This window comes from Acinetobacter pecorum (assembly GCF_014837015.1).
Taxonomy (GTDB): Bacteria; Pseudomonadota; Gammaproteobacteria; order Pseudomonadales; family Moraxellaceae; genus Acinetobacter; species Acinetobacter pecorum.
In genome coordinates, this window is the sequence record NZ_JACSPT010000022.1 from 1 (window position 1) to 26999 (window position 26999).

Sequence of the window (26999 nt, forward strand, 5' to 3'; positions counted from 1 at the left end):
CAGAAGCTGGACTTCGATATACTTAACAACTCAGCAATCTGCTTCGTTCGTTTCCGTCTATCTCGTCGGTATGGGTGCATTCTAGAGGATTTCAGAATCATTGCAACCCCCAATTCACTATATTTTTCACGCATGTATCTTTTTTCTACAAAATTCATTAAAAAATCGTTTTTTTATCTAAATTTTGAGCATTTTTCTGCATTAAAAGCTGTACTCAGTGCAATTTTCTTTAATACCGCCAATCTCATTAAGACCTCATAGCTATCAAAAATGTATAAATTTCAAAAAAATGCCTAAACTTCAATCAGACGTTAAGTTTTCCACACTCTATATCCAGAACTTTCTAAAATTTCCTTATATCTATTTATATCTTTTTCTGTTTTCTAACTGGCTTATTAGACAAATAAAGGTAGAAAGCAAAATTTACTACTTTTTCTATGATCTTTTTTTACTACGAGATTTTTAAAAGCACAAATACCGGCCTGATCCCCACTGGTTCCAGATCAGTTCTAAAATTTCATTAAAGATATTTAAAGATAAAAAGGGATTAAAGTAGATTAATTCGTCTTTGATGAACTACGATCTTTTATCCAATGCTGCATCACTTCCTGAATAACCTCTTTTTTACCGTTATAGTCTTCAGCAGCGAATAATAATTTAGCCCGATGTGGTAATCGTTCTTTGACTAAGGAAAAAAGCAGATAATGTGAGGCAAGATCTAATTGCTGGAATAAAGCACAAGCATAGTGAAAAGACTTTCGCTTTTGTTCAGAAACGTCATATTCAAATAAAAAACGTAAAATGAAATCAATATCTTCATCAAACATCTGTTCAGTCTGGTAGTGATACACCTTATTTACCTTTCTTTTTTATAAATGAAATGAGGTTTAAAAAAGGATTAAGCTAATTTCGACTTTATTTCATTTGTTGAATACCGAAAATCGCGCTTAGACCACAGCAATAAAAAAGGAAGAGATCTCTCCCAAAATCTCTCCCTTAGAATTGAATCTTTACCCGATCCACGATGTCATTATTATAGTTATTCACTTTAAAGCTTAAAAAGAGTCTCTTTGGAAGGAGACCTTATAAATTGTGGATTTACCTTATTATTACTACCCTCTAGATGTCTAAACAAATTCTCTAGATGAATAAATCCTATACATAATATTCCCGAAAAGCAAGCAATTTGGAAAAAATTACCTATTGTTTTCATAGGGTTTTTTTTGAAGTTACTTATTCGATTTATGAATATAAGACATCAATAAAAAAGCAGGCCAAAGCCTGCTTTTATTTCAACAACTTAGCTCTAAATTTAGTCAACAAAAGTTACTTTAGCAATGGATTTTTTACTCGCTTGTATAATCAAAGTCACGTTCTCTTTCACAGAAAAAGAGGCATCAACTGGCTTCCAGTCTACTTTTACCGCACCACGACCTAAAGCATCTTTGGCTTGTGCTGCATTTTTAGTTAAGCCTGCTTCACGTAAAATTGAAGTAATAAAGATTTCGCCACCGAATTCAGCACGTGAAATGGTCACTTCAGGCGTACCCTCAGGCAGTTCACCTTCAGTAATGATATTACCTGCACCTTTATGTGCATTGGCAGCCGCTTCAGCACCATGGAAACGCTCGACCAACTCTAACGCAAGAATCTTTTTGACTTCTTGCGGATTACGGCCTTCTGCCACTTCTTTTAATAGTTGCTGAATTTCTTCAATTGACTTGAAACTTAACAGGTCAAAATAACGCTCGATCAGAGAATCCGGCATTGAAAGCACTTTTTGGTACATCGCACCTGGTGCATCAAATACACCAATATAGTTACCTAAAGATTTGGACATCTTGTTGACGCCATCCAGACCTTCAAGAATTGGTACAGTAATACAGACTTGTGGTTCCTGATCATAACGACCTTGAAGCGTACGACCCATCAACAGGTTAAAGGTCTGGTCTGTACCACCCAACTCTACATCTGCTTCCAGTGCGATCGAGTCATAACCCTGAACCAATGGATACAAGAATTCATGAATCGCGATTGGCTGATGATTGTTATAGCGCTTGGTAAAGTCATCACGCTCAAGCATACGTGCAACCGTTTGCTGAGATGCCAGTTGAATCAGATCAGCTGCAGTTTTTTGAGCAAACCATTCCGAGTTGAACACCACTTTGGTTTTGTTTGGATCAAGAATTTTAAACACCTGTTCTTGATATGTTTTTGCATTTTCTAAAACCTGTTCACGTGACAACGGCGGACGTGTAGCACTTTTTCCGGTTGGATCACCGATCATCGCAGTATAGTCACCGATCAGGAAGTACACCTCATGACCCAAGTCTTGGAATACTTTTAACTTATTAATGAGAACCGTATGACCCAGGTGTAAGTCAGGCGCAGTCGGGTCAAAACCCGCTTTAATTTTTAATGGGCGATTCTGTTTTAATTTCTTGAGAAGGTCTTCTTCAGAAATAATTTCGTGGGTGCCTCGTTGAATGAGGGCAAGTTGTTCTTCAGCCGGCAGGAAATTTGACATCACAAAATCCAATACATCAGTTACTCAATTTGTGCGATATACTAACACTTTTTCAGCATATTGCAGGCTTAAGAATAACCATGACAGCGATCTATATTGGGGTAATGACCGGCACGAGCATGGATGGTGTCGATATTGTTGCTGCTTCTTTTGATCCACTCCAGCTTCATGCCACACTCACTTTGGCATTTGATCCCGACCTTCGGGATGAGCTGATGGCACTGACCTTGCCAGATGACAATGAAATTGACCGCATGGGTAAGGCCGATGTTGCATTGGCACAAATGATTGGTCATGGTATTAATGCGCTGATTGAAAAAAATAACCTGGATAAATCCAGAATTAAGGCGATTGGCTCGCATGGCCAGACTATCCGGCATCGTCCTGAACATGGCTTCACCCTGCAAATTGGTGACCCGAACATCATTACTGAAATTACCCAGATTCCGGTGATTTCAGATTTCCGTCGTCGTGATCTGGCGGCAGGTGGTCAGGGAGCACCTTTAGTTCCAGCATTTCATCAGGATATCTTCCAGCATGACAGCATTCACCGGGTAATTTTAAATCTGGGCGGTATTGCGAATGTCAGCCTGCTGCCTGCCGGCAAGCCTGAAGAGGTGTATGGTTTTGATACCGGACCGGCCAATATCTTGATGGATGCTTGGTGTTCCCGTTATACCGGTCAGCCTTTTGATGAAAATGGTAACTGGGCAGCCTATGGCACCCCGATTCGCAGCTTGCTGGATCGCTTGCAGTCACACGAATTCTTCTCCAAAGAGCCTCCGAAAAGTACCGGTCGTGAAGATTTTAACTTGGAATGGCTGGATGAACAGATTGCTGACTGGCGCAATGACCTACAATACGATGAACTGGAAGACACTCCAGAAAATGTACAGGCGACTTTATTAAAGCTCACCACCCGTGCCATTAAAAAAGCCATTTACCGCTCCGGCATGGATACCGGACAGGTTTTTGTTTGCGGTGGTGGTGCCTACAACTCACATTTACTGGAGCAGTTGCGCTGGCGCCTGCGCAAACATGAATGGAGCGTACAGACTACCGCCGATCTGGGCCTCAGTCCGACCTGGGTAGAAGCTACTGCCTTTGCCTGGCTGGCCATGCGTTTTATGAATCAGCTAAATGGCAACCTGCCTGCAGTCACTGGTGCCGCTGGCTATCGCGTTCTCGGCACCATTACTGCTGTTTAAATTCAGCGAATTACTATTATCTTGCATGGCTATGCTACACAGCTACTCAAAATAGCTACTCAAAAACAGTCGTCAAAAAAGGTTTGCAAAAATGCAGACCTTTTTCAGTTTTCAATATTCTTTATTGCATCATGCGTTTGGCATTTTCATTTCTAAAGGCCCGCAAAATTTGCTGACCGGCACGACCTGTAGGACTTAAGCCCAAACGCTGCTGTTCCTGACGAATCGCCTGACGGGTTTTATCTCCAATCAGGCCATCCACCGCACCAATGTCATAACCTCGATTCAATAAAAATTGCTGGATCTCACGACGTTCTGCACGAGAAGTTCCCGGATCATCGGTGGGCCATGTGGCCGTAAAGCTACCTTTACCCTGCAAACGATCTGACAGATGTGCAATCGCCAAGGCATAACTTTCTGCCGCGTTATAGCTATAAATGGCATCAAAGTTTTTAAAGACCAGGAACACCGGGCCATTCGGCCCCGCAGGCGCAAGTAATCCGGCTTGAGAGGATTGTGATAAATTTCCTTGAATTAAAGGCGAACCGTCGGCACGCACCACCCCCTGATTAAGCCAGTTACTCAAGGATTTTTTATTACGACGGCCTTCACCAGAAACCGACATGCCTTGCGGGATCTTGACTTCAAAACCCCAAGGTTGTCCGCTCTGCCAGCCTCGCTTGCTTAAAAAGTTTGCGGTCGACGCCAGTGCATCAGGAATGCTCGAAACCAGATCACGTCGGCCATCACCATCAAAATCAACTGCAAGTTCATCATAAGTCGATGGCATAAACTGGGTATGACCAAATGCGCCTGCCCATGAGCCACGCAGCTGCTCTTCACGCACATCACCACGCTGCAGCAGTTTCATGGTGGTAAAGAACTCACCACGGAAATAACTTTGACGACGACCTTCACAGCTCAAGGTACCCAAAGCCTGCAATAAAGGGTAACGACCCGAAATATCACCGAAATTACTTTCTACTCCCCATACCGCCACGATGGTTTCTGCAGGCACCCCATAAACGGCACTAATACGGTTTAACACTTCACGATGCTGCTGCAGTTTTTGCCGGCCCAGTTGGACACGCTCTTCATCAACCAAACCTGACAAATAATCCCAGATCGGTGTTGAAAACTCAGGCTGATAGTTCAGGCGCTCGATCACAGAATAATCGGGTGTTAAATTTTGGGTATAGCGATCATAAGTTGAACCACTCACCCCTTGGGCAACTGCCTGACTGCGTAAATTGGCAAGACAATTCTGAAAATTATTTTGGGATGCATAATTTGGACTACTTGAACTAGCAGGCAAATTAGTCGGTGTGACACGCTGGCCATTAATAATAAGTTCTGCCTGTGCCTGAGTTGCAGCCAAAACCACAGAACCAACAAAAAGTGCAAGCCGTTGCATAAGACCCCTGAATATTTAGATTTCGAATTATGTTTTTACCTTAGCAGCTCATGATGAAAATTAAAGCGCCAATACGTAAATTTAAATTCATAATTTCTACACTTTTGAATTCATTTTGTAGTTTTAAATTTAAATATTTATCCACAGGTTGTTTTTTAAATTCAAAATGCGCGCGGTTTTGAATTTAAAGTTATAAATTGAGTCCAATTTTATGAATTTAAAAATTAATTGTGGATAACTTAAGTTGATAATAGAGTGCTTTAAACCGTCAGAGCTTCTGGCTGACACGATGCTGGTTTTAAATTCATTAAAATGACGAGCCAGTTTTAAATTCAGAAACTTTGAATTTATTTATCGGATTTTAAATTTGAATTCATGCTTTTGAATTTAAAAGTACAATTTGAATTCAAAGCTATTTTAAATTTGAATTTATTTTTATGAATTTAAATTTAAAACCATATCCTAGTTTTAAATTCAAATATTGATTCAGGCTTATCCATAGTTGAATAGCAACAATCCCGCGCAAAATCGGCTTGAATGAGATGATGATATTTATAATCAATTGATCGGTTTATAATCAATTATTCTACAAAATGATCCGACCAATGGCAGGTATTTTTAAAGAGGCGCAATCATGCCTGAAAGCAGGCAAATAAAAAAGCGATCACAGTAGTGATCGCTTTTTTTATCAGCAAGTTAAAGCCTAGATGGTCATATCTTCGCTCAATGCCAATGGATTTGGTAGAATTTTCGCCAGTTGACGGCAAAGTATAGACAATTGCGTACTGTCATTTGGCATCAGGGTAATATGACCAATCTTGCGGCCTTCGCGCTCTGACTTGTTGTAAAGATGCAAATGCGCCCCTTCTAATGCCAGTACATCTTCAGACTTTGGATACTGCCCAATGATGTTCACCAAGACAGTTGGACGGATCACTTCCGTTGAACCTAAAGGTAAACCTGCCACTGCACGTACATGATTCTCAAACTGTGAACATACGGCGCCTTCAATCGACCAGTGCCCCGAGTTATGCACGCGTGGCGCCATCTCGTTGGCATATAAGCCTTTGTCTGTCACAAACAGCTCAAGGGTCAGCACACCAACATAGTTCAGATGATTCAGCAGGCGAGTGATGTAGTCCTGCGCCACAGGCTGCAAATCTGCACTGTATGGTGCAGGCACAATCGAATGCGACAGGATGCCGTTATGATGATGATTTTCTGCTAAAGGCCAGGTTTTGACATCGCCATTCTGGCCACGTACTGCAATGATTGAGACTTCACGTGAGAAAGTTACAAAACTTTCAGCAATCAGTTCACCCGCAGGACCCAATTCTGCCCAGGCCTGATCCATCTGGTCTGCCGAACGTAAAACGAATTGTCCTTTGCCATCATAACCGCCACGCGAGGTTTTCAGTACGATCGGCAAGCCCAGTTCCGCTACAGCTGTTTTTAAACTTTCCAGTGAAGTGACCGCTTTATACGGTGCAACCGGAATAGCCAGTTCATCAAACAAGGCTTTTTCAGACAGACGATGCTGTGCAATCGCCAAAGCCTGACGTGGCGGATGCAGTTGCTTGCTTTGTGTGAGTACGTCAACATCTGCAAGGGGCGTGTTTTCAAACTCCAGGCTAAATACATCTGCACTGTTAATAAAGTCTTGCAGACCATTTTCAGCCTGGCTCGAAATCACCGGACCCAAAGCAGCAGAAGGGCAGTCTGTGCTGGCTTCAAAAAATGTACATTGAATATTTAATGGAAGTGCCGCTTGCGCCATCATACGACCCAGCTGACCGCCACCAAAAATACCGATGGTTTTATCCATAATCTGTATCTCGACTTAAACCTGGCCTGGAATATTGTTGCTTGCCACTTTATCTGTTTGCGCCGTACGGAAATCTGCAATATTTTTTGCGATCTCTGGACGGGACAAACCCAGAATTTGCGCCGCCATAATGGCAGCATTCGTGGCACCGGCAGGACCAATCGCCAAGGTACCGACTGCAATACCGGCTGGCATTTGCACAATAGATAGCAATGAATCAACACCGTTTAAAATCGAAGATTTCACCGGCACACCCAGTACGGGCAGATCAGTTTTCGCTGCACACATCCCTGGTAAATGCGCTGCACCGCCTGCACCGGCAATAATCACCTGAATACCACGATCACGCGCTTGCTCGGCATATTCAAATAGGCGGTCTGGGGTACGATGTGCAGAAACGACTTCGGCTTCAAATGGGACACCAAGCTGCTTGAGCATATTGGCAGTGTGTTCGAGAGTTGCCCAATCTGATTGAGAACCCATGATAATACCTACGAGAGGAGTATCTTGTGCAGCAGCCGCATTCATTGCAAATTTTCCAGAGATTAAAGTAAGAAAAGATAAATCTCGACGAGAGAGCCAAGCTTGAATAGGAGTACTCATTATAGACTGAAAATTCAGCTTCATAAAATTTAACGGTCAAAGCAAGACTCGATTTTTCTTATTTTTTTCTTGAATTCTTAAAAACTGGAATAAAAATAGGGGAGTAGTCCTAGTTACTGCCATTCAGGAACTGCGGAATACAAAATAGATACATCCGCACAGACACAAAGCGGCCCAAAGATAATCCAGTCTAAGCGGCTGTTTAAACATGAAAATCATAAAAGGTACAAACACCAGTAAGGTCACCACTTCCTGGGTAATTTTCATTTGGCCGACAGCCAGTCCTTGCTGTGCTAGTAATTTGGTCGCCGGAATCATCAGGCTATATTCAAACAGGGCAATGATCCAGCTGAATAAAATCGCCTGCCAGAGCGGTGCATCATGTGGCAAAAACTTTAAATGCCCGTACCAGGCCAGTGTCATGAAACAGTTGGCAATCACCAGAAGAAATAGAGCCTGGAGCATCTGCATGCACTCTGCAAAAAGGTTTAACTTATTTTACCGTTTATTTGGTGAAAAGATATTGCACTGCTTGTAACTTTTCTTCGAGTTTATCCTTGAAACTGGATTAAAAAAATCCCGCAATCCGCTCTGAGTTTTGACTATCTTTTCGTGTAAAGCCTTGCTATCGTTGCTTGCAAATTGAATAAATCATGCCAGTAGCACCAATCTAAGGTGACAGGGTCAGACAGGAACGGAGTGAAGTAGATGCATCTGCATATTTTGGGTATTTGTGGCACCTTTATGGGCTCGTTAGCGCTACTTGCACGAGATCTGGGCCATCAGGTAACAGGTTCTGACCTGAATGTATATCCGCCGATGTCGACCCAACTTGAAAATGCAGGCATTACTTTAATGCAGGGCTATGATCGTAGTCATTTGCAGCCTCATCCGGATCTGGTGATTGTCGGTAATGCCATGAAGCGCGGCATTGATGCTGTGGAATACATGCTGAATGAAGGTCTGCCTTATATTTCGGGTCCGCAGTTCCTGGCCGATCATGTGCTGCAGGGCAAACATGTTTTAGGTGTTGCCGGAACACATGGCAAAACGACGACGACCACCATGCTGGCCTGGGTCCTGGATCAGGCAGGTCTGGAGCCGGGTTTCCTGATTGGTGGTGTACCCCTTGGCTTTTCGGAAAGCGCACGTCTGGGCGGTGGCAAATACTTCTGTGTCGAAGCGGATGAATATGACTCTGCTTTCTTCGACAAGCGTTCCAAGTTCGTACATTACCATCCTAAAACTGCAATTTTAAATAACCTGGAATTTGACCATGCCGATATCTTCGATGATCTGGCAGCAATTCAAAAACAGTTTCATCATCTAGTCCGTACCATTCCCAGCGAAGGCCGAATTATCGCACCAATTACTGAAAGTAATATTGATGAAGTCTTGGAACAAGGCTGCTGGACACCGGTGGTGCGTACCAGTCTGGATGCCAATGAAAAAGCTGAGCTGTATGCTGAGCAGTTATCGGAAGATGGTTCCCATTTCAAAGTGCTGCAGCACGGTGTGGTCAAAGGCGAAGTGCTGTGGAATATGACCGGGCAACATTCAGTTGCCAATGCACTTGCGACAATCGCAGCCGCTGAACATGTCGGGGTATCCATTGCAACAGCCTGTGAAGCGCTATCGAATTTTGGCGGGGTAAAACGCCGTATGGAGCTGCTAGGTACAGTCCGTGGTATCGAGGTGTATGATGATTTTGCCCATCATCCGACGGCGATTGACACGACCCTGGAAGGCGCGCGCAAACGTCTGGGTGAACGCAAACTCTGGGCGATTATCGAACCGCGCTCCAATACCATGCGTATGGGCAGCCATAAAGATGGCCTGGCCCATTCTGCTCGTCTGGCTGATGAAGTGATCTGGTATCAACCTGAAGGGCTGGACTGGGATCTGCAACCGGTCATTGATGCTGCACCCAACAAAGCCAAAGTTGCACGCACACTGGATGACATCATTCAGACTGTGGTCGCTGAAGCAGGCGAGGGGGATGCCGTAGTGATTATGTCAAATGGTGGTTTTGGCGGTTTGCATCAGAAGCTAATGACTGTTTTACAAGCATAAATTAATCTCGATCTAGTAAAAAAGCCCGCTAAGCGGGCTTTTTTTGACAGTTTAAAATATTCATTGAGCAAAAGTGTATACCTGTGCTGATCTTGAAATACCATGACTTGGATATTGATCCAAACTGCGGATTCCTACCTAAATCCCTCTAATGATTTTTTGTTGCAATCTATACATAAGACTCATTGTAGCCCCATAACACGCAAGGCATAATCGGGAAGAATACAGGTATTTATAGACCTGAAAGCTAGATCATGAATCAGCCCATTGCTGCCACTCTAATAAAAGCGATCAAGGCATTCACCATTCTGGCTAAGCCAGGTCATTCTCACTCCTCACTCCCTTAGGAGATGTGTCATGACAAGTATGAAAGCAATGGTCTATTACGGCGAAAATGATATCCGCTTTGAAGACCGCCCTGTTCCCACCCTTTTGCATCCTGGCGATGCCATCATCAAACTAGAAAAAGTCACGATTTGTGGTACCGATCTCGGGATATGGAAAGGTAAAAACCCGGAAATTGAGCAGGAAGCCGTACGAAAAGAAGGTAGTTTTAATGGCCGGATTCTGGGCCATGAAGGCATTGGCATAGTGGAAGAAGTCGGTGCGGCAGTCAAGAACTTCAAAAAGGGTGACCGGGTCATTATCTCCTGTGTCAGCCGCTGTGGAACCTGTGAAAACTGCCAGAAACAGCTGTATGCCCATTGTCGCAATGACGGCGGCTGGATCATGGGTTATATGATTGACGGCACTCATGCCGAATATGTGCGTACTCCCTTTGCCGACACTTCACTTTATCATTTACCTGAAGGCCTGGATCAAGACGTGGCCGTGTTTCTCTCAGATATTTTGCCTACTTCCCATGAAATTGGGGTGCAATATGGCGATGTCAAACCAGGTGACAATGTCGCTGTGGTCGGCGCAGGGCCAATTGGCATGAGTTGCCTGTTGACTGCACAATTCTACTCACCTGCCAATATTATTATGGTAGATACAGATGATAACCGGCTGGAATTTTCCAAAACTATAGGGGCGACTCATACCGTCAACTCCGCCAAGGAAGATGCCATCCAGAAAATTTTAGAGATTACTGATGGGCGCGGTGTGGACTGTGCCATTGAAGCAGTAGGGATAGAACCTACCTGGAATATTTGTCAACATATCGTCAAAGAGGGTGGACATGTTGCCAACGTCGGCGTGCACGGCAAACCTGTCAGCTTTGAACTGAACAAACTCTGGATTAAAAACCTGACGATTACTACAGGTCTAGTCAATGCCAATACAACCGGTATGCTGCTCAAAACCTGCTGTTCCGGCAAACTGCCACTGGAAAAACTGGCAACCCATCATTTTAAATTTGCCGATTTTGAAAAAGCCTATGATGTATTTAAACATGCAGCTGATGAAAAGGCATTAAAAGTCATGATTGACATGAACTGATGCCTGTCAGATAAAAAAGTCCGCTATGCGGACTTTTTTATTTTCTACTTTTATCTACAGATCAATAGATCAGAAATAGGGGACATACCCGCGTTGCTTATAACCTTTTGGTGATGCCAGACTGGCCTGATTTTCCTCCAGGCGATACAGCACTTTTAAAAATTCAGAAATTCCTGACTGCTGTAAAGCATGCGGTTCAAACTGCTTGAAACCTAAACGTGAAAATAAAGAAGAAATTTCACTATGTTTATGCACATATTTCATTGACCATTCCGAGAAATGGGATTGCTCTACGATCGCATCTTCAAAACGCAGGACATTGTGATGGCGGGCATCTCGAGAAATGCGCTGAAATAAGCTTTCCACTATTTCAGCCTGACCTTCCAGACATTGGAAAAACTTGCCATGGGAATAATATAAAACGCCATGAATCTGATGCTGTTGATTAAAATTCCGGGCAGTCGCCAAAATATCGCTCAACTCTTGTAACAACTCTTGTTCAGATTCTATCCGTTCACTGGCATAGCAAAGTTGTAGCATCATGCGTCTTACTCAGAGGAGGAATTAAAACTACAGTTTAATCAATTATTTTACCTCAAGTCGACTATTTTTTAAGCAAATATCCGTTTTTGCTTACAAGCATTTCTGTTTGCATTTTAGATTTGAACTTTTAACAATAGCTCTAAATTATTAAACGAATATTTTCATACACCTATCATAAACATAAGGACACAGCCTGATGTTAAAAGATTTGATCTTAACCCTTGGCTTACTATGTGGGTGTTTTGCCCTGATGATCACTTTAAATAATCTGACCTTCAGTACTCAAACCAATCTGCTCATCAGTTCGATTTTTATCAGCTGGGCCATTTTGCAATTTGTCGGTCATCACATTTATTTCCATGCCAGTTATCTGCTGATTATGGCAATTTTGTTGATGCTGCAACAATTTGAAGAAATTTTCTGGGCCATGACCGGTATGATGGCAGGCTTTGGTATATATACCCTGTTACAGGGTGTAGTTCTGCCTGTCTTAAAAGAAAAACTAGGCCGATCTTTTGAAAAATCCCCCTGGATAGTCAAATAGCCGTTGCTGCGACATCGGCCAGACTAGAATCACGTTTAAACATGACATCCACATAGGAACATTGCGGAACAATTTTCAACTGTTTCTGGCGGGCAAAATCCACCAGTACGTCCAGCATTTTGCGTGCAATCCCCTGACCGCGTAAGGAATTGTCTACCCAGGTATGATCGGCCACAATGGTTGACGCATCATGCCACTGGTAGGTAATTTCGGCCAGACGTCGGCCATTCTCTTCCATAAAAAATACACCGCCGCGTTTTGAATCCTGATGTTGAATATCCATACTGAAAGCTGATCCTGTATAAAATTGCTGGTTCCTTCAATTTAAAACATCTTGCTGAATTAACAATATGAATTATTGTTAAGTTTTTAATAGGTAATGAAATTTTTTATTTCACTCCCTTATTCATTTTAAATTTTCCTGCCCTCTATCAGGTTTTATTGCTGTCTTAATTGCAGGGATAATCTCGCTTAAATCATCACAGTTTTTTCTACATTTTTTTCTTTCTAGAATTTTAATTTTTATCTACTTCCTGATTAAGAGACAGGATTAGAATACTGCATCTTTTTACAGGCAATCCCTTATGTCTGATTCAGCTTCTGCTTCTTCTGTCACCCAGCAATGGATTGGGGTAATTGCCTTAGCCTGTGCAGCTTTTATTTTTAATACGACTGAATTTATTCCTGTGGCCTTACTGAGCGGAATCGGCCATAGCTTTGCCATGTCTGCGACCCAGGTCGGCATCATGCTCACTATTTATGCCTGGGTCGTGGCATTACTCTCACTTCCGATCATGCTACTCACTAAAACCGTAGAACGGCGTTTTTTGCTGATGCTGGTCTTTGCAGTATTTATTTTGAGTCATGTCCTGTCTTATTTTGCCTGGAGTTTTAGTGTACTACTAGTTAGCCGGGTCGGGATTGCCATTGCACATGCCTTATTCTGGTCGATTACTGCCTCACTCGCGGTTCGGGTGGCACCTAAAGGCAAAGAATTTCAGGCACTGGGCTTGCTGGCCACAGGAACAGCCATGGCTATGGTACTGGGCATTCCATTTGGCCGGATGATTGGTGAAGCATATGGCTGGCGTAACAGTTTTGCCCTGATTGCCTGTGCTGCACTTATCATTTGTCTGATTCTGGCTAAAGCCTTGCCACTTCTGCCCAGTGTAAATTCAGGCTCCTTGAGCAGCCTAAAAGTCCTGATCCGACGTCCAAGCCTGATGCTGGTCTTTGCTTTGACCATTCTGATGATTACTGCGCAATTTACCGCCTATAGTTATATTGAGCCGTTTTCTCTGAATATCGCCGGATTTACTTCTGAACAGACTACGATCTTACTGCTGGTCTATGGCGGAGCAGGTTTTCTGGGTTCATATCTGTTTGGCCGCTTTGCTGCACAATTCCCGAAAATGACAATTCCTGCTTTTAGCTTGGGTATGGCCATTTCAATGTTACTGCTCTTGCCACTCTCTGCTACGGTCACAGGACTGTCTGGATTAACCTTGCTGTGGGGCTTGAGTATTATTGGCTTTAGTCTGGCCTTACAATCCAAAACCCTGAATCTTGCGGCAGATGCTACCGATGTCGCCATGGCCATTTATTCAGGACTATATAATGTCGGTATAGGTGCCGGTGCCTTACTTGGCAGTATCATAACAACACAGATCGGTTTAGACAGCATAGGCTGGGTGGGAGCGGGGCTGGCAATGCTTGGATTTCTACTCAGTATCTATCTGGTCAAACGTCCAGATTTTCTGTCCAAAGCTGCTGATTAAACGCTGCTTTTTTGTAAAATAAATTGTGATTTCCAGTCAGATCTGTCATGCTCCTTGCATATTGAGCAATCGCTCAAACAGAATTGAGTTTGAACAAGGGGAGTAGCCTCCTCCAAACGTTTAAGAATGAAATTTCAGTTTTTGAACGTGTCAGAATATCGTCATTACACTTTGCAAAAAGTCGGTATCTGAGCATCTTTAGGTCACACTTGATACAAAAAAGTGAAACACCAAGATGTAGGCAAGACCTTGATCATGTTGTTATAGATGTTTTTCATCTGGCAGCTGGTCAAGGTTTTTTATGGCCAGTCGTCCGATGTGGAGAATTCACATGGAAACAATTGGTACGCTCTGGCTGTATCTTGTCTTTTTCGCAATTGTCGCCGTCATGCTGGTGATCGATTTTATCGGCTTTAAGCATCAGCATGGCCAGGAAGTAAAAGTCCGCACTGCGGCCTACTGGAGTATTGCCTGGGTCAGTGTCGCCACCTTATTTGGTGGCGGTTTATGGCTGTATCTGGAACAGACTGCAGGTGCGGCAATTGCCAATACCAAGGTCATGGAATACTTTGCCGGTTATCTGCTGGAAAAATCCCTGGCAATCGATAATGTTTTTGTCTGGCTGATGATCTTTGCCGCCTTTGCCATTCCACCGGCGCTACAACGTAAATTGCTGTTATATGGTGTATTGGGTGCGATTGTGCTCAGAACCATCTTCATTTTTATTGGTGCCTGGTTTGTACAGGAGTTCTCCTGGATACTGTATATCTTCGGTGCGTTCCTGGTGTATACCGGCTTTAAGTTTCTGCGCGGTCAGCATGAAGAAGACAGTAATATTGAAGATATGGCCATCCTGAAATGGCTACGTAAACACATGCGTATCACACCGAAACTTCAGGGTGACAAATTCTTTGTACGTCAAAACGGATTGCTCTGGGCAACGCCGTTGTTCCTGGTCCTGATTCTGGTCGAAGCCTCTGATGTGATCTTTGCCGTCGATTCTATTCCAGCTATTTTTGCCGTTACCACCGATCCCTTTATTGTTCTCACTGCAAACCTGATGGCGATTTTAGGCCTGCGCGCCATGTTCTTCCTGCTCTCAGGTGCAGCCTCAAAAATGCATTATCTGCCTTATGGTCTCGGGATCATTCTGGTCTTTATCGGCTTTAAGATGCTGATGCTGGATGTATTCCATATGCCGATCTGGATTTCCTTAAGCTTTATTGTGCTTGTCTTGACTATCACTGCAATCTTGTCGATTCGACATAGCAAGAAGCATAACGAAACCACCCTGTAAAATTAATCATTAAAAAGCCTGCATCAGCAGGCTTTTTTATTGTTCTATCAGGGATAATTTGGTCCATTTTTGCAAAAACTGTTTGCTCAATATGCGCTGATCGAACACGGCATAGCTGACTAAATTTGGATTCCAACGCAACTTTAACTCAAATAAATCGGTCAAACTGAAAGGGGGTGATCAACTCTAATACATTATCATCTTGCAGGCGCAGTGCCAAAGCTGTGGCTGTTTCTGGCCAAAGAGATAGGGGGCTGTTCAACTGAAGTCAAAGGTTCAATCCTTTTATTTTGATCGCTCCGGTACCACTCATGTACAAAAGCTTGATTAGTCACATCCCAAATAATATCTAGAAAATAGTTCTTTAGCTGATCTGCCAGTTGCCACGCTAAAGGACGAGCCTGCTCATTGGGGGCAAAGAAAATCACGTTGACCTCGGTATGATCAATCTCATAGTCAGATCCATGTAAATGCGCCCAGATCACATGAGGTAATCATCTGCTGCGATATAGGCATGGGGGTGCAACAGAGCCAATGTCTGCAAAATTTTCATCCGTACAGGTTGCACACGCACAATCTGATAAAACTGATCAAGAGCGTTTTGGGAGGTCATGGCAAATTAAGATCACCTTTTAAATATGAATGTTCATACAAACATGGCAATTTTTTCAGCTACAATCAATCGAAAAAATCAAAAAGCGTAGGTTTAAAATGTCTTCTGTAATTGCAACGACAGCGATCCGTGGTCGCTTCCTCGACATTCAGAATACAGTTGCCCAAGCACGTGATATACACGACCAAGTGCGATATGTAGAAGATGGTTTACTCATCATAAAAAATGGAAAAATCCAGTGGTTTGGCTCCTGGCAGGAAGGACAGCATCAACTTGCTGCAGGGCTAACGGTGACCCACTATCCTGAACAGCTCATTATTCCCGGCATGATTGATACCCACATCCATTTCCCGCAAACTGAAATGGTCGGGGCTTATGGTGAACAGCTGCTGGAATGGTTAAATACCTATACTTTTCCCACTGAAATCCAGTTCCAGGATTCATCCTATAGCGAAAAAATTGCCGAATTTTTCGTGCAGGAATTGCTTAAAAATGGCACTACGACGGCATTAGTCTTTTGTACTGTGCATCCTGAATCTGTAGATGCTTTGTTCAATGCGGCGACCACGCGCAATATGCGCCTGATTGCAGGTAAAGTTCTGATGGATCGTCATGCGCCAGATGCCCTGATGGACACTGCAGACAGGGCTTATTCTGAGTCTAAAGCCCTGATCGAGAAATGGCACGGTAAAGGACGAAACCTGTATGCCATCACACCGCGCTTTGCTCCGACCTCAACACCTGAACAACTGCAAAAAGCCGGCCAGCTCAAAAGTGAATATCCGGACGTGTATGTACATACCCATCTCAGTGAAAATAAAAACGAAATTGCCTGGGTAAAAGAGCTCTTTCCAGAACATGAAGGTTATCTGGATGTTTACCATCATTATGGCTTAACCGGCAGCAAATCCGTCTTCGCGCATTGCGTACATCTGGAAGAAGGGGAGTGGGACTGTATGCAGCAAACCGACTCTGCGATTGCTTTCTGTCCAACCTCCAACCTGTTCCTTGGCAGTGGTTTATTTCCCCTGAAGAAAGCCTGGAGTAAAGGAGTTAAAGTAGGTTTAGGTACAGATATTGGAGCAGGAACGTCCTTTAACCAGCTGCAAACCCTGAATGAAGCGTATAAAGTTCAACAGCTGCAGGGAGAAAAACTATCAGCTTTTGAATCGCTGTATCATGCCACTTTAGGTGGTGCTAGAGCTTTAAGTCTGGATGACCGGCTGGGTAACTTCAACATTGGCAAAGAGGCAGACTTTGTGGTTCTGGATCTGAATGCGACTGCCTTACAAACACTGCGTCAGAGCAAGGCGAGGAATATTGAAGATACCTTTTTTGCACTGACCATGCTGGGGGATGACCGTAATATTGCAGCTACTTATGTTGCTGGACAAGCTGTCTATGTCAAAGCCCAATAAACCGCGTCAGCGCCGGATCATTTTGACTGCAATCGTCGCTCTCTGTGCTTTTGCACTGAAACGAGACTCTCGGCAGCCGAAAAAATGATTACATTTACCGCAGGTAAAACAGGTGCATCTCAGCTAAGGATGTATTAAAATTACCGTAATTCAGGTGTTGCAGGTCAACACCTTTTTTATTTTGCTATTTTTACTTTTTAGGTATCTACCCATGACCGTTCAAATGAGCGTAATGATTTCCGCTGAAGAAATTCAAGCTAAAGTCAAAGAGCTTGGTGCTCAAATCGATGCACACTATGCCAATAGTGACAAAGAACTTGTGCTCATCGGTTTATTACGCGGTTCAGTGATTTTTATGGCTGATTTATGTCGTGCCATTAACAAGCCGCATGAACTCGACTTCATGACTGTATCTAGCTACGCTGGCGGTACGGTGTCAAGCCGCGATGTTAAAATCCTGAAAGATCTGGACGGTGAAATTCATGGTAAAGATGTACTGGTCGTTGAAGATATTATCGACTCGGGCAATACCTTGAGCAAAGTACTGGAAATCCTGCAGACCCGTAAACCTAATTCTATTCAGTTATGTACGTTGGTAAGCAAACCTTCACGTCGCGAGATTGAACTTGAGGTGAAATTTTTGGGCTTTGAAGTTGAAGACAAGTTTATTGTCGGTTATGGCCTGGATTATGATCAGAAATACCGTCATATTCCTTTTATTGGTGAAATCGGTCTTTAAGATTGGGTTAAATCGATAAGCACTGTTTAGAAAGTGGCCTTGTGCCACTTTTTTTTATTTCTTGAATAATTTCAGTAACACAGGGAACAAAAACACAACAGCCCGTTTCAGGATTCAACTTTTTATCCACCCGACTTTATTTCAATATGAGTGAACGATGTAAAACAAAGACATGACAAGAAGGAGTATGCATATGTGGACAATTATTATGGCTATTGTCATCGGTTTTATAGCAGGTCTGATTGCTCGTGCCATTCATCCCGGTAACGATAAGGCAGGTTTTATTATGACGACCTTGCTAGGTATAGCAGGCTCCTTGTTGGCAACTTTTGCTGGCCGTATGCTGGGTTTGTATTCTGCGGACTCAGCTGCCGGTCTGATCGCTTCGGTGATTGGTGCGGTGATTATTCTGTTTATTTATAATATGATCAACAAACGCCATACCATCTAAAGCAATTTGCCATTTCGGTTAGGCTAGGCTTAATTGCCGGCATATAAAAAAAAGCACCTGATCAGGTGCTTTTTTTTATATTGCATAACGGATCATTTGATTGGATATTATAGCTCGAATTCTTTAAAGATCTGTTCAATCTGTTCTGCCGGATAGGCACCCATCACCTTAAAACCATTTGAAAATATAATCGCTGGTGTTCCATTCACACCTAAAGATTGCGCCAGTTTGTTATTACGCTCAATCGGATTGGTACAGCCTTTTTTAGAACCCGGCTGAATTCCTTTAGCAATCAAATCTTCCCAAGCCTGTGCTGGATTGGACTCGCAGTACACCTGTTTTGAAGGAGCCACAGATTGCGATTTTAATGGCAGGATAAAAGTATAAATGGTTACATCATTGAGTTTTTTCAGCTCTAGTTCAAGTTTTTTGCAATACGGGCAATTTGGGTCAGAAAAGATCGCAATCTGACGTTTACCCGTACCTCTTACACTTTTCAGTGCATCCTGAAGCGGTAATTTTTTCCAGTCGATACTATTTTGTTTTAGCATTAAATCGCGGGTCAAATTATGCTGATCCTGAATCCGCAGCATCGGGCCGGCAATTACATGCTTGGCATCTTCATTCAGATAAACCACCTGGTCCTGCATGGAGCCGCTATAAATGCCTTGCATTTCTGTGGTCTGAATATTTTCAATTTTTAAGTTAGGACTGTTTTTGGCCAAATTCGTTTTCACCGTATCAATATTGGCGAATGCAAAGCTTGAAACGAAGGCACTTAAACTCATAATCAGTATTTTTTTTAACATGAATGTTCTACATGAATTAGATAAAAATGTACTTCGATTCTAAACGCTCTTCTTTTAAATTTCTCAAGCATTTATGTTACTGCGCATTCTGGGTTAAATCCTCTTGTGATGTTTCACGTGGAACAAAAAGAAGAATTATATTTAATTCAACCACACCAAAACCAGAATAAAAACAAATAAGTTTTTGTATTTTATAATTAAATTATGATCTAAATTATTCCAGAAAAATATCTGGGCAATTGAGCCTTGACCATTTTTCTCTATCCATTCTAAACTGCAGACACTTTCTATATTCCTCGCTATGCCCTGACATGGATTGGCCAAGGATTAATACTAAAATGGCATTTTCATGACAATAACGACCAGCTGGCGACCGTTCTTGATGGTTAGCCTGGCTTTAATGATGGGAACGCTTGGCACAGCTTTGGCGAGCCCTCTTTATCCGATCTATCAGCAACTCTGGCATTTACTGCCCAGTCAGATTACCTACATTTTTGTTGCCTATATGTTGGGCTGTCTCTCGACCCTGTTATTTTTGGGCAGGACCAGCAATAGCATCGGATTTTTACGCACCCTGCAAATTGGTCTGGCACTGATCACACTGGGACTCATCGTTTCGGTCTTTGCCCAGAATGCACTCATACTGTCGATTGGCCGTTTTATTATTGGGATTGCCTCAGGCCTGATGACTACTTCTGCCATGATGGGTTTGCTGTATACCATTCCAGAAAGCCATAAACATACAGCACCACAACTGATTTCAATCATTACCGCAATGGGGTTTGGTTTGGGACCTCTGGTCGGGGGAGTGATTGCACAGTTTTCCGCTGCACCTTTGGTGATGCCATATTTACCGGTTATTCTGGGCGCTATGTTCTGTCTGTTTGGTCTGTTCTGGATCAAGGTGCCCAAGGTTGAGCTGCAGCCCTTTAGTATGGCACCCAAACTGCAACGACCTGAAGCCAAGTTTCATCTGGTGTTTATGATTATTGCAGTAACGGCTTTTAGTGCTTTTGCCGCTTTTAGCCTGTTTGCTTCTCTGTCACCCTCCTTTGTCCGCAATATTTTACCTTGGCATGGTCCTCTGGTCAGTGGCCTGGCCATTACCAGTATTCTGGTGGTCTCGGTGATCGTGCAGATGATGGCCAAAACGGTCGCAGCTTCAAAATGTCTGAATATCGGCCTGATAATGATGGGCTTGAGCATGATAATTCTGGCGCTCTGTATGTACGCAAAAATCAGCCTGCTTTTTTTTATCAGTGATCTTTGCTTTGGAATCGGCCATGGTTTTGCCCTGATGGGGGCTTTTGCAATGATTCACCAAATCACCAGCATGAACAACCGTGCAGCCGTCATGTCGACCTATCTGTTTATTGCCTATCTGGGCACCATTGTGCCCATTATTGCCGTGGGTTATCTGGCCGATCACTGGGGGCTGGATTTCGCCGTAATCAGCTTTTGTATCGCGATCAGTCTGTTGTGTTCTGCACTGTGGTGGACTTATCAAAAAGCCCCTGTAGCTGCCTAAAAAAATCCCTCAATTGAGGGATTTTTTAAATAATTATTTACCAATACAGAACGATCCGAAGATCTTGCCCAGCAGATCATCGGCACTAAAATCACCCGTGATTTCGCCCAAGGCATTTTGTGCCAGACGCAAGGACTCTGCCACCAGCTCACCCGCATTATACACCACCAACTGTTCACGCGCTTCAGCCAAGTACATTTGAGTGCGCTTCATTGCGTCTAAATGACGGGTACGGGCAATAAAGGTGTCTTCCTCAGGCTGGAAGCCTGCATGCGCTGTAATCGCTTCTATGAGCGCCTGAACGCCGGTTTCCTGTTTGGCAGAGACAGTGATATGGCGAAAGCCATTTAAATCCCCAATCTTGGCTTCAGTACCAGTCAGGTCGCATTTATTGCCAATCAGCATCAAACGTTTCGGTTCGATATATTCGGCAAAATATTCCTGAGCAAGTTGCAACGGATCTTCCCCCTGGCTTAAATCATAGACCAGCAGTAATAAATCAGCCTGTTCAATTTCTTTAATCGCGCGGCGGATTCCTTCTTTTTCAACAATATCGCCGGTTTCACGCAAACCTGCGGTATCGGTGAGGGTAATTGGCAGACCATTTAAGGTAATTTTTTCATGCAAGACATCACGTGTGGTACCGGCAATATCGGTCACAATCGCACGTTCAATTCCGGCCAGCGCATTCAGCAGAGAGGATTTACCGGCATTCGGTTTACCTGCAATTACGACTTGCAAGCCTTCACGTAATAACTGACCTTGACGTGCAGATTGCTGTACTTGAGTGACTGCACTGGATACGCCATCCAGCAGATTTAAAATCTTGCCATCCGCCAGAAAATCAATTTCTTCTTCCGGGAAATCAATCGCGGCTTCCACATGCAAACGCAGGTGAATCAGCTGCTCAAGCACTGCATTGACTTTGGTCGAAAACGCGCCTTGCAAAGAACGTACCGCAGAACGGGCGGCTGCTTGCGAGCTTGCATCAATCAGGTCGGCAATCGCCTCGGCCTGCACCAGATCCAGCTTGCCATTCTCAAAAGCACGCATGGAAAACTCACCCGCTTTGGCCGCAGTAGCGCCCAGCTCAAGCAAACGGCCGAGCAGGGCATTCTGAATTACCGGCCCGCCATGACCTTGCAGTTCCACCACATCTTCACCGGTAAATGAGTTTGGATTCGGAAAACAGATGACCAGTCCTTCATCCATGACCTCACCGGCTGCATCATAGAACTGGCGGAAACCGGCAAAACGCGCTTTAGGCAGCGCTTTTTGGGTCAGTTGCTGGGCAATCTCATAGGATTTTGGACCAGACAGGCGAATCACCCCAACGCCGCCACGTCCTGGTGGAGTTGCAATCGCAGCAATAGTTGTGGTTCGGTTGAGCATAAAATTCACCTGCAAAGACTCAAAAGTACAGCCAAAAAAAATCCGCCTAAGATTACCATCTTAAGCGGATTTATTCAGCCTATCCGTACAACTTAGTTGACTGGAGTGGCCTCATCACGTTTAGCACGATCTTTGGCAACAGACTTGTTAATCAAAGTTTGTTGCAGAATCGTGATCAAGTTGTTGACGATCCAGTATAAAACCAAGCCTGCCGGGAAGAATAACAAGAATACCGTAAAGATAATCGGCATAAACTTGAAGACTTTCGCCTGCATTGGATCGGTCGGCTGCGGATTTAACGACTGCTGGATATACATGGTCAAGCCCATCAGCAATGGCAGGATGAACCAAGGATCCATTGAAGATAAATCCTGAATCCACAGAATCCATGGGGCATGACGCAGTTCAACCGATTCCATCAATACCCAGTACAAGGCCAGGAAGATTGGCATTTGCAATAATAGCGGTAAACAGCCCGCAAGCGGATTGACCTGTTCACGTTTGTACAATGCCATCATTTCTTGAGAGAAGCGCATCCGGTCTTCACCGAATTCTTCTTTCATGCGCTGCATTTCCGGGGCAATCAAGCGCATTTTCGCCATCGAGCGATAGCTCTTCGACGACAATGGCCACAGGATCAGTTTCACCAGAACGGTCAACAGAATAATTGCCCACCCCCAGTTACCTACCAAGCCATGGAAGAATTCAAGACCCACGAACAGCAATTTTGCAATTGGCCATAACCAGCCATAATCAACGGTCTGGTTTAAACCTGGAGCCAAATCTTTCAGTTCTGACTGGATTTTTGGACCTGAATAGAAAGTCGCATCTACTTCAGCCACGGTACCTGCAGGCACATTGAAAGTCGGTGAAGTAAAACCGATGATGTTCATGTTATCGGTTGATTTGCGTGATTCAAGCTTGGCGCTATAGGCTTCACCATCGCCTTGAGTCAACTTCAGATGACCTGGTACCCATGCACTCACAAAGTAATGCTGCACCATTGCCACCCAGCCACCTTTGGCTTCAGTACTGACTTTCTCTTCAACAAAGTTGTCGAATTTAAGTTTGTTGTACTGCTCGTCCGGAGTACCCCATGCACCGCCCAGGAATGTTCCCAGCGTGAAGATACCCTGATCGGATTTGCCTGGATCTTCCGAGTTATCCCGTTTGATCTGACCGAACATCTGACCTTGCCAGGTCTGGCCACTGCGGTTAACCACTTTATGGTTCACCACGACCGGATATTCACCTTCAGTGAAATTGAAGGTCTTGATGATCTCGACACCATCAGCGGTTTTAAACACCAGCGGTACAGACAAGACTTTCAGGTTTTTACCGTCTTTGCTCTTGACTGTCTTTGCATCTGCCAGAGTATAAGCGGTTTTTTCCATTTCATAGGTTGGACGGCCGTTACGGCTGCTGTCCGGTCCATTCAGACCGATCAGGCCAGACTGGGCGACATAGGTCCGTTTCGCATCGCTTTCCAGCATGACGAAAGGTTCATCGCTGTCTTTGTTCTTGTCATGATTGAGTAATTCAACACGAACAATATCACCACCCTTGGGATTGATCCAAAGATGATAAAGGTCAGTTTGTACTGAAATAAGCTGCTGACTTACAGGTGCTGTGGCATCCGTGGCTTGCTGCGCTGGCACATTTGCTTGTGGCAGATCAGAGGCAACTGTAGCCGTCTGACCATTTGGCAAATCTGCAGATACGTCATGCGAAACAACAGCAGTTTCCTGCTGCGGTTTTGTTTCAGCATTTCCATAATCTTTTTGCCACGCCAAAATGAGCAAATATGCGACAACAAACATGGCTCCGAGAATTGCAATCCTGGCCCATTGTTGCATATGTATTACCCCAAGTGGTGAGAGTGATTTTGGTTCAATAAACGATCACGAAAGGGTACAGCAACGTGAAGCGTTTGAGAATCTATTTGCTGAAATGAAATAAAACGAATCGCTTTTGAGGGAACAGGATCATATCCCGAGCCCCCCCACGGATGACAACGGCAAATACGTTTAGTAGCCAGCCACACTCCACGCCCAGCGCCATGCATCTGGACTGCTTCCAAGGAATATTGAGAACAAGTTGGAATATAACGACAGCGCGGTCCAAGAAGAGGACTAATCGCAATCTGATAGAAACGGATCAACCAATGCAGTAAACGTACCATTGGCCAACTCTACTTTTGTGGGAAGGGGGCTATTTTTGAATGCTTTTTGGCAAGACGGTTAAGTTTTTGCCAGGCAAATTGTAATTGCTGGTGCAATTCTGCATTAGATACTGTCTCAATACCAATTTTCGGCATGATTACAATGTCTAAGTCATCTAATTGCTGTTGATGCAGGCGAAAACTTTCGCGAGCAAGTCGTTTTACTCTATTTCTTTCGTGTGCGCGTCGCACTTTCTTCTTGGCAACAACTAAACCCAAACGGCTATTTGGCAGTTCGGAATGTTTTGCAAGAAATAAGAAATGGGGTTGATGCACTTTAAAAAGCGCACCATCAAAGACACCTTTATAATCGGCAGCACAGCGTAATCGCAACTCTGTGCCAAAACTATAAAGTTTTGTCATAACACCCAAAATCGTCTTAGCGTAACTGATTAAACAGTTAAGCTATGACGACCTTTTGCACGACGGCGAGCTAATACTTGACGACCAGCTTTAGTAGCCATACGAGCACGGAAACCATGAACACGCTTACGCTTTAATTCAGACGGTTGGAATGTACGTTTCATATTGAAACTCCAAAAAATGATCTTTCTGTGAAGGTCCGCGATTTTAGTGCTCATTGCTTGAGCTGTCAATGCAAAAGCACTTTTCTTTTCAAATAACAGCAAAAAAGAGCGAAGGTGTATTTTTTATGCAGAACTGGATAACACTAGCTCGATTTGAGTTAACCACAAATCAAGTTATTGTTATTTAAATAAATATAAGTTATAAACAACTCTATCAACAAAGTTATCCACATGTTATCCAGAGTTTAAATTTGAACTCCGAGTTTTGAATTTAAATTTAATACTTTTTGAGTTATCCACAAAAACTCGCGATCTTATAAGTAAATTCAAATTTATAAATTTAAATTTATTACTATTAGGGAGCGCTTTTTCTATGGATAAGCTATTTTTTATTTATATAAACATTAAGTTATGTTGTGGATAAAACTGTTGTTATTAATTTTATACTTTGTGGATAACTTTGTGATATATTTTATCCACAGCTTGCGGATAAACTTATCCACACCGGGTTTTAAATTTAAATTTATGCACCTTGATTTCTTTTTGCACAATTTTTGTGGAAATTGCCATGACAGATGTGGATAACTTGGTTAGAATGGCGACCCGCTTTTGGTCGCGGGCAGCTTTTTTTCGAATGAACAATGGAATGAATAGGGGATTCACATGCTTTGGACGGACTGCTTAAATCGCCTGCGACAAGAGCTCTCTGGAAATGTCTTTACCATGTGGATTCGGCCATTGGTTGCAGAAGAGCTGGAGGATACCTTGCGTCTTTATGCACCGAATCCTTACTGGACGCGCTACATTCAGGAACATCATCTGGAACTGATTTCAATTCTGGCAGAACAGCTGTCTGAAGGTCGCGTGCGTAAAGTTGAAATTCTGGTAGATTCTCGCCCGGGGGCAATCTTGTCTGCGAGTGAACAGCCGGCCACCACGACTGCTGCACTAGAATCCGCACCTGTTGTCGCGCCATCCCCGCGTCCCAAGAAAGAAAAAGAAGATTCAGGCAAAAATAGCCGTAAACGTCAGTTGAACCCCTTATTCACCTTTTCGCTGTTTGTGGAAGGTCGTTCTAACCAGATGGCAGCAGAAACCTGTCGTAAGGTACTGACCCAGCTGGGTGCTTCCCAGCATAACCCCTTATTTTTATATGGTCCGACTGGTCTGGGTAAAACCCATTTGATGCAGGCAGTCGGCAATGCACTGTTGCAGGCCAAACCGAATGCCCGGGTCATGTACATGACCGCAGAAAGTTTTGTGCAGGATTTTGTCAGCTCTTTGCAGCAGGGCAAGGTTGAAGAGTTTAAAAAGAACTGCCGCTCTCTGGATCTGTTACTGGTTGATGATATCCATCTGCTGGCGGGTAAAGAAGCCAGTCTGGTGGAGTTTTTCTATACTTTTAACGCACTGCTGGACGAGTCCAAGCAGATTATCCTGACCTCGGATCGTTATCCTAAAGAGCTGACCGAACTGGATCCACGTCTGGTTTCACGTTTTTCCTGGGGCTTATCGGTAGGTGTTGAACCACCGGATATTGAAACCCGGATTGAAATTTTGCTGAAAAAAGCAGAAAACACCGGAGTGGATTTACCACGTAACTGTGCGCTGTTTATTGCTCAGCAGGTCGTGGCCAATGTACGTGAGCTTGAAGGTGCGCTGAATAAAGTGGTGGCGATTTCACGTTTCAAAGGCACGCCGATTGATCTGGATGTAGTGCGTGAATCTTTGAAAGATGTGCTGGCGATTCGAGCGCGTACCATCAGTACTGAAAACATTCAGCGTGTGGTCAGTGAATATTTCCGTATTCCGTTAAAAGAGATTGTTGGTCCAAAACGTACCCGGATTTATGCCCGCCCCCGTCAGCTGGCGATGGGCTTGGCCCGTGAACTCACCGGCGACAGTTTTCCGGAAATTGGCATGGCTTTTGGGGGGCGTGATCACAGTACCGTGATGCATGCCTGCGAGAAAGTACAGAGCCTGCGCGAAGAAGATCCGATCTTTAACGAAGACTATAAAAACCTGCAACGTCTGTTGCAAAGTTGACCG

Annotated in this window: 28 protein-coding genes; 11 read left to right on the plus strand and 17 right to left on the minus strand. The window is 43.8% G+C overall.

The annotated features are described in order from the left end of the window. Nucleotides 1-557: 557 nt before the first annotated feature. Complete coding sequence (locus H9629_RS13445; protein ID WP_225215812.1) at nucleotides 558-827, minus strand: hypothetical protein; 270 nt, start codon at nucleotides 825-827, stop codon at nucleotides 558-560. A 485-nt stretch (nucleotides 828-1312) separates the two neighbouring features. After that, the gene (tyrS, locus tag H9629_RS13450; RefSeq protein WP_044112806.1) at nucleotides 1313-2527 is read right to left on the minus strand and encodes a tyrosine--tRNA ligase; all 1215 of its coding nucleotides are present in this window, start codon (nucleotides 2525-2527) and stop codon (nucleotides 1313-1315) included. 80 nt (nucleotides 2528-2607) lie between these two features. Between tyrS and H9629_RS13455 the strand changes: the two genes are divergently transcribed. Next, nucleotides 2608-3735: an anhydro-N-acetylmuramic acid kinase gene (locus tag H9629_RS13455; protein ID WP_005094877.1), complete on the plus strand. Its 1128-nt coding sequence runs from the start codon at nucleotides 2608-2610 to the stop codon at nucleotides 3733-3735. A gap of 121 nt (nucleotides 3736-3856) precedes the next feature. Here H9629_RS13455 and H9629_RS13460 read toward each other — a convergent pair whose 3' ends face one another. The 4 genes from H9629_RS13460 to H9629_RS13475 all read right to left on the minus strand — a co-directional run bounded on the left by H9629_RS13460 (nucleotide 3857) and on the right by H9629_RS13475 (nucleotide 8042). Beyond that, complete coding sequence (locus H9629_RS13460) at nucleotides 3857-5149, minus strand: lytic murein transglycosylase (protein ID WP_064101901.1); 1293 nt, start codon at nucleotides 5147-5149, stop codon at nucleotides 3857-3859. Between the two features lie 703 nt (nucleotides 5150-5852). Beyond that, nucleotides 5853-6974, minus strand: a complete 1122-nt coding sequence (locus H9629_RS13465; protein ID WP_191731278.1) for a 5-(carboxyamino)imidazole ribonucleotide synthase — start codon at nucleotides 6972-6974, stop codon at nucleotides 5853-5855. A gap of 15 nt (nucleotides 6975-6989) precedes the next feature. Then, complete coding sequence (gene purE, locus H9629_RS13470; RefSeq protein ID WP_191731279.1) at nucleotides 6990-7502, minus strand: 5-(carboxyamino)imidazole ribonucleotide mutase; 513 nt, start codon at nucleotides 7500-7502, stop codon at nucleotides 6990-6992. A 198-nt stretch (nucleotides 7503-7700) separates the two neighbouring features. Further along, complete coding sequence (locus H9629_RS13475; RefSeq protein ID WP_064095281.1) at nucleotides 7701-8042, minus strand: DMT family protein; 342 nt, start codon at nucleotides 8040-8042, stop codon at nucleotides 7701-7703. A 243-nt stretch (nucleotides 8043-8285) separates the two neighbouring features. Here H9629_RS13475 and mpl point away from each other — a divergent pair, with 243 nt between their 5' ends. Together mpl and H9629_RS13485 are read left to right on the plus strand one after the other, a co-directional pair. After that, complete coding sequence (mpl, locus tag H9629_RS13480) at nucleotides 8286-9650, plus strand: UDP-N-acetylmuramate:L-alanyl-gamma-D-glutamyl-meso-diaminopimelate ligase (RefSeq protein WP_064095274.1); 1365 nt, start codon at nucleotides 8286-8288, stop codon at nucleotides 9648-9650. 357 nt (nucleotides 9651-10007) lie between these two features. Next, nucleotides 10008-11090, plus strand: coding sequence for a zinc-dependent alcohol dehydrogenase family protein (locus H9629_RS13485; RefSeq protein WP_064095273.1), 1083 nt, complete (start codon nucleotides 10008-10010; stop codon nucleotides 11088-11090). A gap of 69 nt (nucleotides 11091-11159) precedes the next feature. Here the strand turns inward: H9629_RS13485 and H9629_RS13490 are convergent, their stop codons facing one another. After that, entirely contained in the window at nucleotides 11160-11633 is a 474-nt protein-coding gene (locus tag H9629_RS13490) for a BLUF domain-containing protein (RefSeq protein ID WP_144724919.1), read from the minus strand. 196 nt (nucleotides 11634-11829) lie between these two features. On the opposite strand from H9629_RS13490, the gene H9629_RS13495 reads away from it, so the two are divergent. Beyond that, complete coding sequence (locus H9629_RS13495) at nucleotides 11830-12177, plus strand: hypothetical protein (RefSeq protein WP_064095271.1); 348 nt, start codon at nucleotides 11830-11832, stop codon at nucleotides 12175-12177. Here H9629_RS13495 and H9629_RS13500 read toward each other — a convergent pair. Beyond that, on the minus strand, nucleotides 12170-12460 hold the full coding sequence (locus tag H9629_RS13500) for a GNAT family N-acetyltransferase (RefSeq protein ID WP_064095270.1): 291 nt from the start codon (nucleotides 12458-12460) through the stop codon (nucleotides 12170-12172). The two genes, H9629_RS13495 and H9629_RS13500, sit on opposite strands and share 8 nt — an antisense overlap. A 301-nt stretch (nucleotides 12461-12761) precedes the next feature. On the opposite strand from H9629_RS13500, the gene H9629_RS13505 reads away from it, so the two are divergent. Continuing rightward, nucleotides 12762-13955, plus strand: a complete 1194-nt coding sequence (locus H9629_RS13505; protein WP_191731280.1) for a sugar transporter — start codon at nucleotides 12762-12764, stop codon at nucleotides 13953-13955. 331 nt (nucleotides 13956-14286) lie between these two features. Beyond that, on the plus strand, nucleotides 14287-15252 hold the full coding sequence (locus tag H9629_RS13510; RefSeq protein ID WP_191731281.1) for a TerC family protein: 966 nt from the start codon (nucleotides 14287-14289) through the stop codon (nucleotides 15250-15252). Nucleotides 15253-15288: 36 nt separating this feature from the next. Here the strand turns inward: H9629_RS13510 and H9629_RS15615 are convergent, their stop codons facing one another. Genes H9629_RS15615 through H9629_RS15515 form a run of 3 tightly spaced genes read right to left on the minus strand, consistent with a single transcriptional unit; the run spans nucleotide 15289 to nucleotide 15865 of the window. Next, nucleotides 15289-15417 carry a hypothetical protein gene (locus H9629_RS15615; protein ID WP_404794039.1) on the minus strand — a complete coding sequence of 43 codons (129 nt, stop codon included), beginning with the start codon at nucleotides 15415-15417 and terminating at the stop codon, nucleotides 15289-15291. Nucleotides 15418-15449: 32 nt separating this feature from the next. Continuing rightward, nucleotides 15450-15737: a nucleotidyltransferase family protein gene (locus tag H9629_RS15510; protein WP_318245701.1), complete on the minus strand. Its 288-nt coding sequence runs from the start codon at nucleotides 15735-15737 to the stop codon at nucleotides 15450-15452. Further along, nucleotides 15734-15865 carry a hypothetical protein gene (locus tag H9629_RS15515; protein WP_263600649.1) on the minus strand — a complete coding sequence of 44 codons (132 nt, stop codon included), beginning with the start codon at nucleotides 15863-15865 and terminating at the stop codon, nucleotides 15734-15736. The genes H9629_RS15510 and H9629_RS15515 overlap by 4 nt, the downstream gene beginning before the upstream one ends. A 98-nt stretch (nucleotides 15866-15963) precedes the next feature. Between H9629_RS15515 and guaD the strand changes: the two genes are divergently transcribed. The 3 genes from guaD (at nucleotide 15964) to H9629_RS13530 (ending at nucleotide 18473) form a co-directional block, all read left to right on the plus strand. Beyond that, nucleotides 15964-17283, plus strand: coding sequence for a guanine deaminase (guaD, locus tag H9629_RS13520; protein WP_191731282.1), 1320 nt, complete (start codon nucleotides 15964-15966; stop codon nucleotides 17281-17283). Between the two features lie 211 nt (nucleotides 17284-17494). Next, on the plus strand, nucleotides 17495-18022 hold the full coding sequence (hpt, locus tag H9629_RS13525) for a hypoxanthine phosphoribosyltransferase (protein WP_064095267.1): 528 nt from the start codon (nucleotides 17495-17497) through the stop codon (nucleotides 18020-18022). Nucleotides 18023-18215: 193 nt separating this feature from the next. Beyond that, nucleotides 18216-18473, plus strand: coding sequence for a GlsB/YeaQ/YmgE family stress response membrane protein (locus tag H9629_RS13530; protein ID WP_064095266.1), 258 nt, complete (start codon nucleotides 18216-18218; stop codon nucleotides 18471-18473). Between the two features lie 107 nt (nucleotides 18474-18580). Here H9629_RS13530 and H9629_RS13535 read toward each other — a convergent pair whose 3' ends face one another. After that, nucleotides 18581-19282 (minus strand): DsbC family protein, encoded by a 702-nt coding sequence (locus H9629_RS13535; protein WP_064095265.1) that lies wholly within the window; start codon nucleotides 19280-19282, stop codon nucleotides 18581-18583. A 349-nt stretch (nucleotides 19283-19631) separates the two neighbouring features. On the opposite strand from H9629_RS13535, the gene H9629_RS13540 reads away from it, so the two are divergent. Continuing rightward, nucleotides 19632-20810: an MFS transporter gene (locus H9629_RS13540; RefSeq protein ID WP_438113412.1), complete on the plus strand. Its 1179-nt coding sequence runs from the start codon at nucleotides 19632-19634 to the stop codon at nucleotides 20808-20810. Nucleotides 20811-20843: 33 nt separating this feature from the next. Here the strand turns inward: H9629_RS13540 and mnmE are convergent, their stop codons facing one another. The 5 genes from mnmE to rpmH all read right to left on the minus strand — a co-directional run bounded on the left by mnmE (nucleotide 20844) and on the right by rpmH (nucleotide 24950). Further along, complete coding sequence (gene mnmE, locus H9629_RS13545) at nucleotides 20844-22202, minus strand: tRNA uridine-5-carboxymethylaminomethyl(34) synthesis GTPase MnmE (protein ID WP_191731283.1); 1359 nt, start codon at nucleotides 22200-22202, stop codon at nucleotides 20844-20846. Between the two features lie 92 nt (nucleotides 22203-22294). Further along, a complete protein-coding gene (gene yidC / locus H9629_RS13550) occupies nucleotides 22295-24058 on the minus strand; it encodes a membrane protein insertase YidC (protein WP_064095262.1) in 1764 nt (587 codons plus the stop codon). 5 nt (nucleotides 24059-24063) lie between these two features. Continuing rightward, nucleotides 24064-24384 (minus strand): membrane protein insertion efficiency factor YidD, encoded by a 321-nt coding sequence (gene yidD, locus H9629_RS13555; protein WP_004281931.1) that lies wholly within the window; start codon nucleotides 24382-24384, stop codon nucleotides 24064-24066. A gap of 9 nt (nucleotides 24385-24393) precedes the next feature. Continuing rightward, the gene (rnpA, locus tag H9629_RS13560; RefSeq protein WP_064095261.1) at nucleotides 24394-24786 is read right to left on the minus strand and encodes a ribonuclease P protein component; all 393 of its coding nucleotides are present in this window, start codon (nucleotides 24784-24786) and stop codon (nucleotides 24394-24396) included. 29 nt (nucleotides 24787-24815) lie between these two features. Next, nucleotides 24816-24950 (minus strand): 50S ribosomal protein L34, encoded by a 135-nt coding sequence (gene rpmH / locus H9629_RS13565; RefSeq protein WP_000831329.1) that lies wholly within the window; start codon nucleotides 24948-24950, stop codon nucleotides 24816-24818. Nucleotides 24951-25613: 663 nt separating this feature from the next. Between rpmH and dnaA the strand changes: the two genes are divergently transcribed. Further along, the gene (dnaA, locus tag H9629_RS13570; protein ID WP_064101908.1) at nucleotides 25614-26996 is read left to right on the plus strand and encodes a chromosomal replication initiator protein DnaA; all 1383 of its coding nucleotides are present in this window, start codon (nucleotides 25614-25616) and stop codon (nucleotides 26994-26996) included. The last annotated feature ends 3 nt before the right edge of the window (nucleotides 26997-26999 follow it).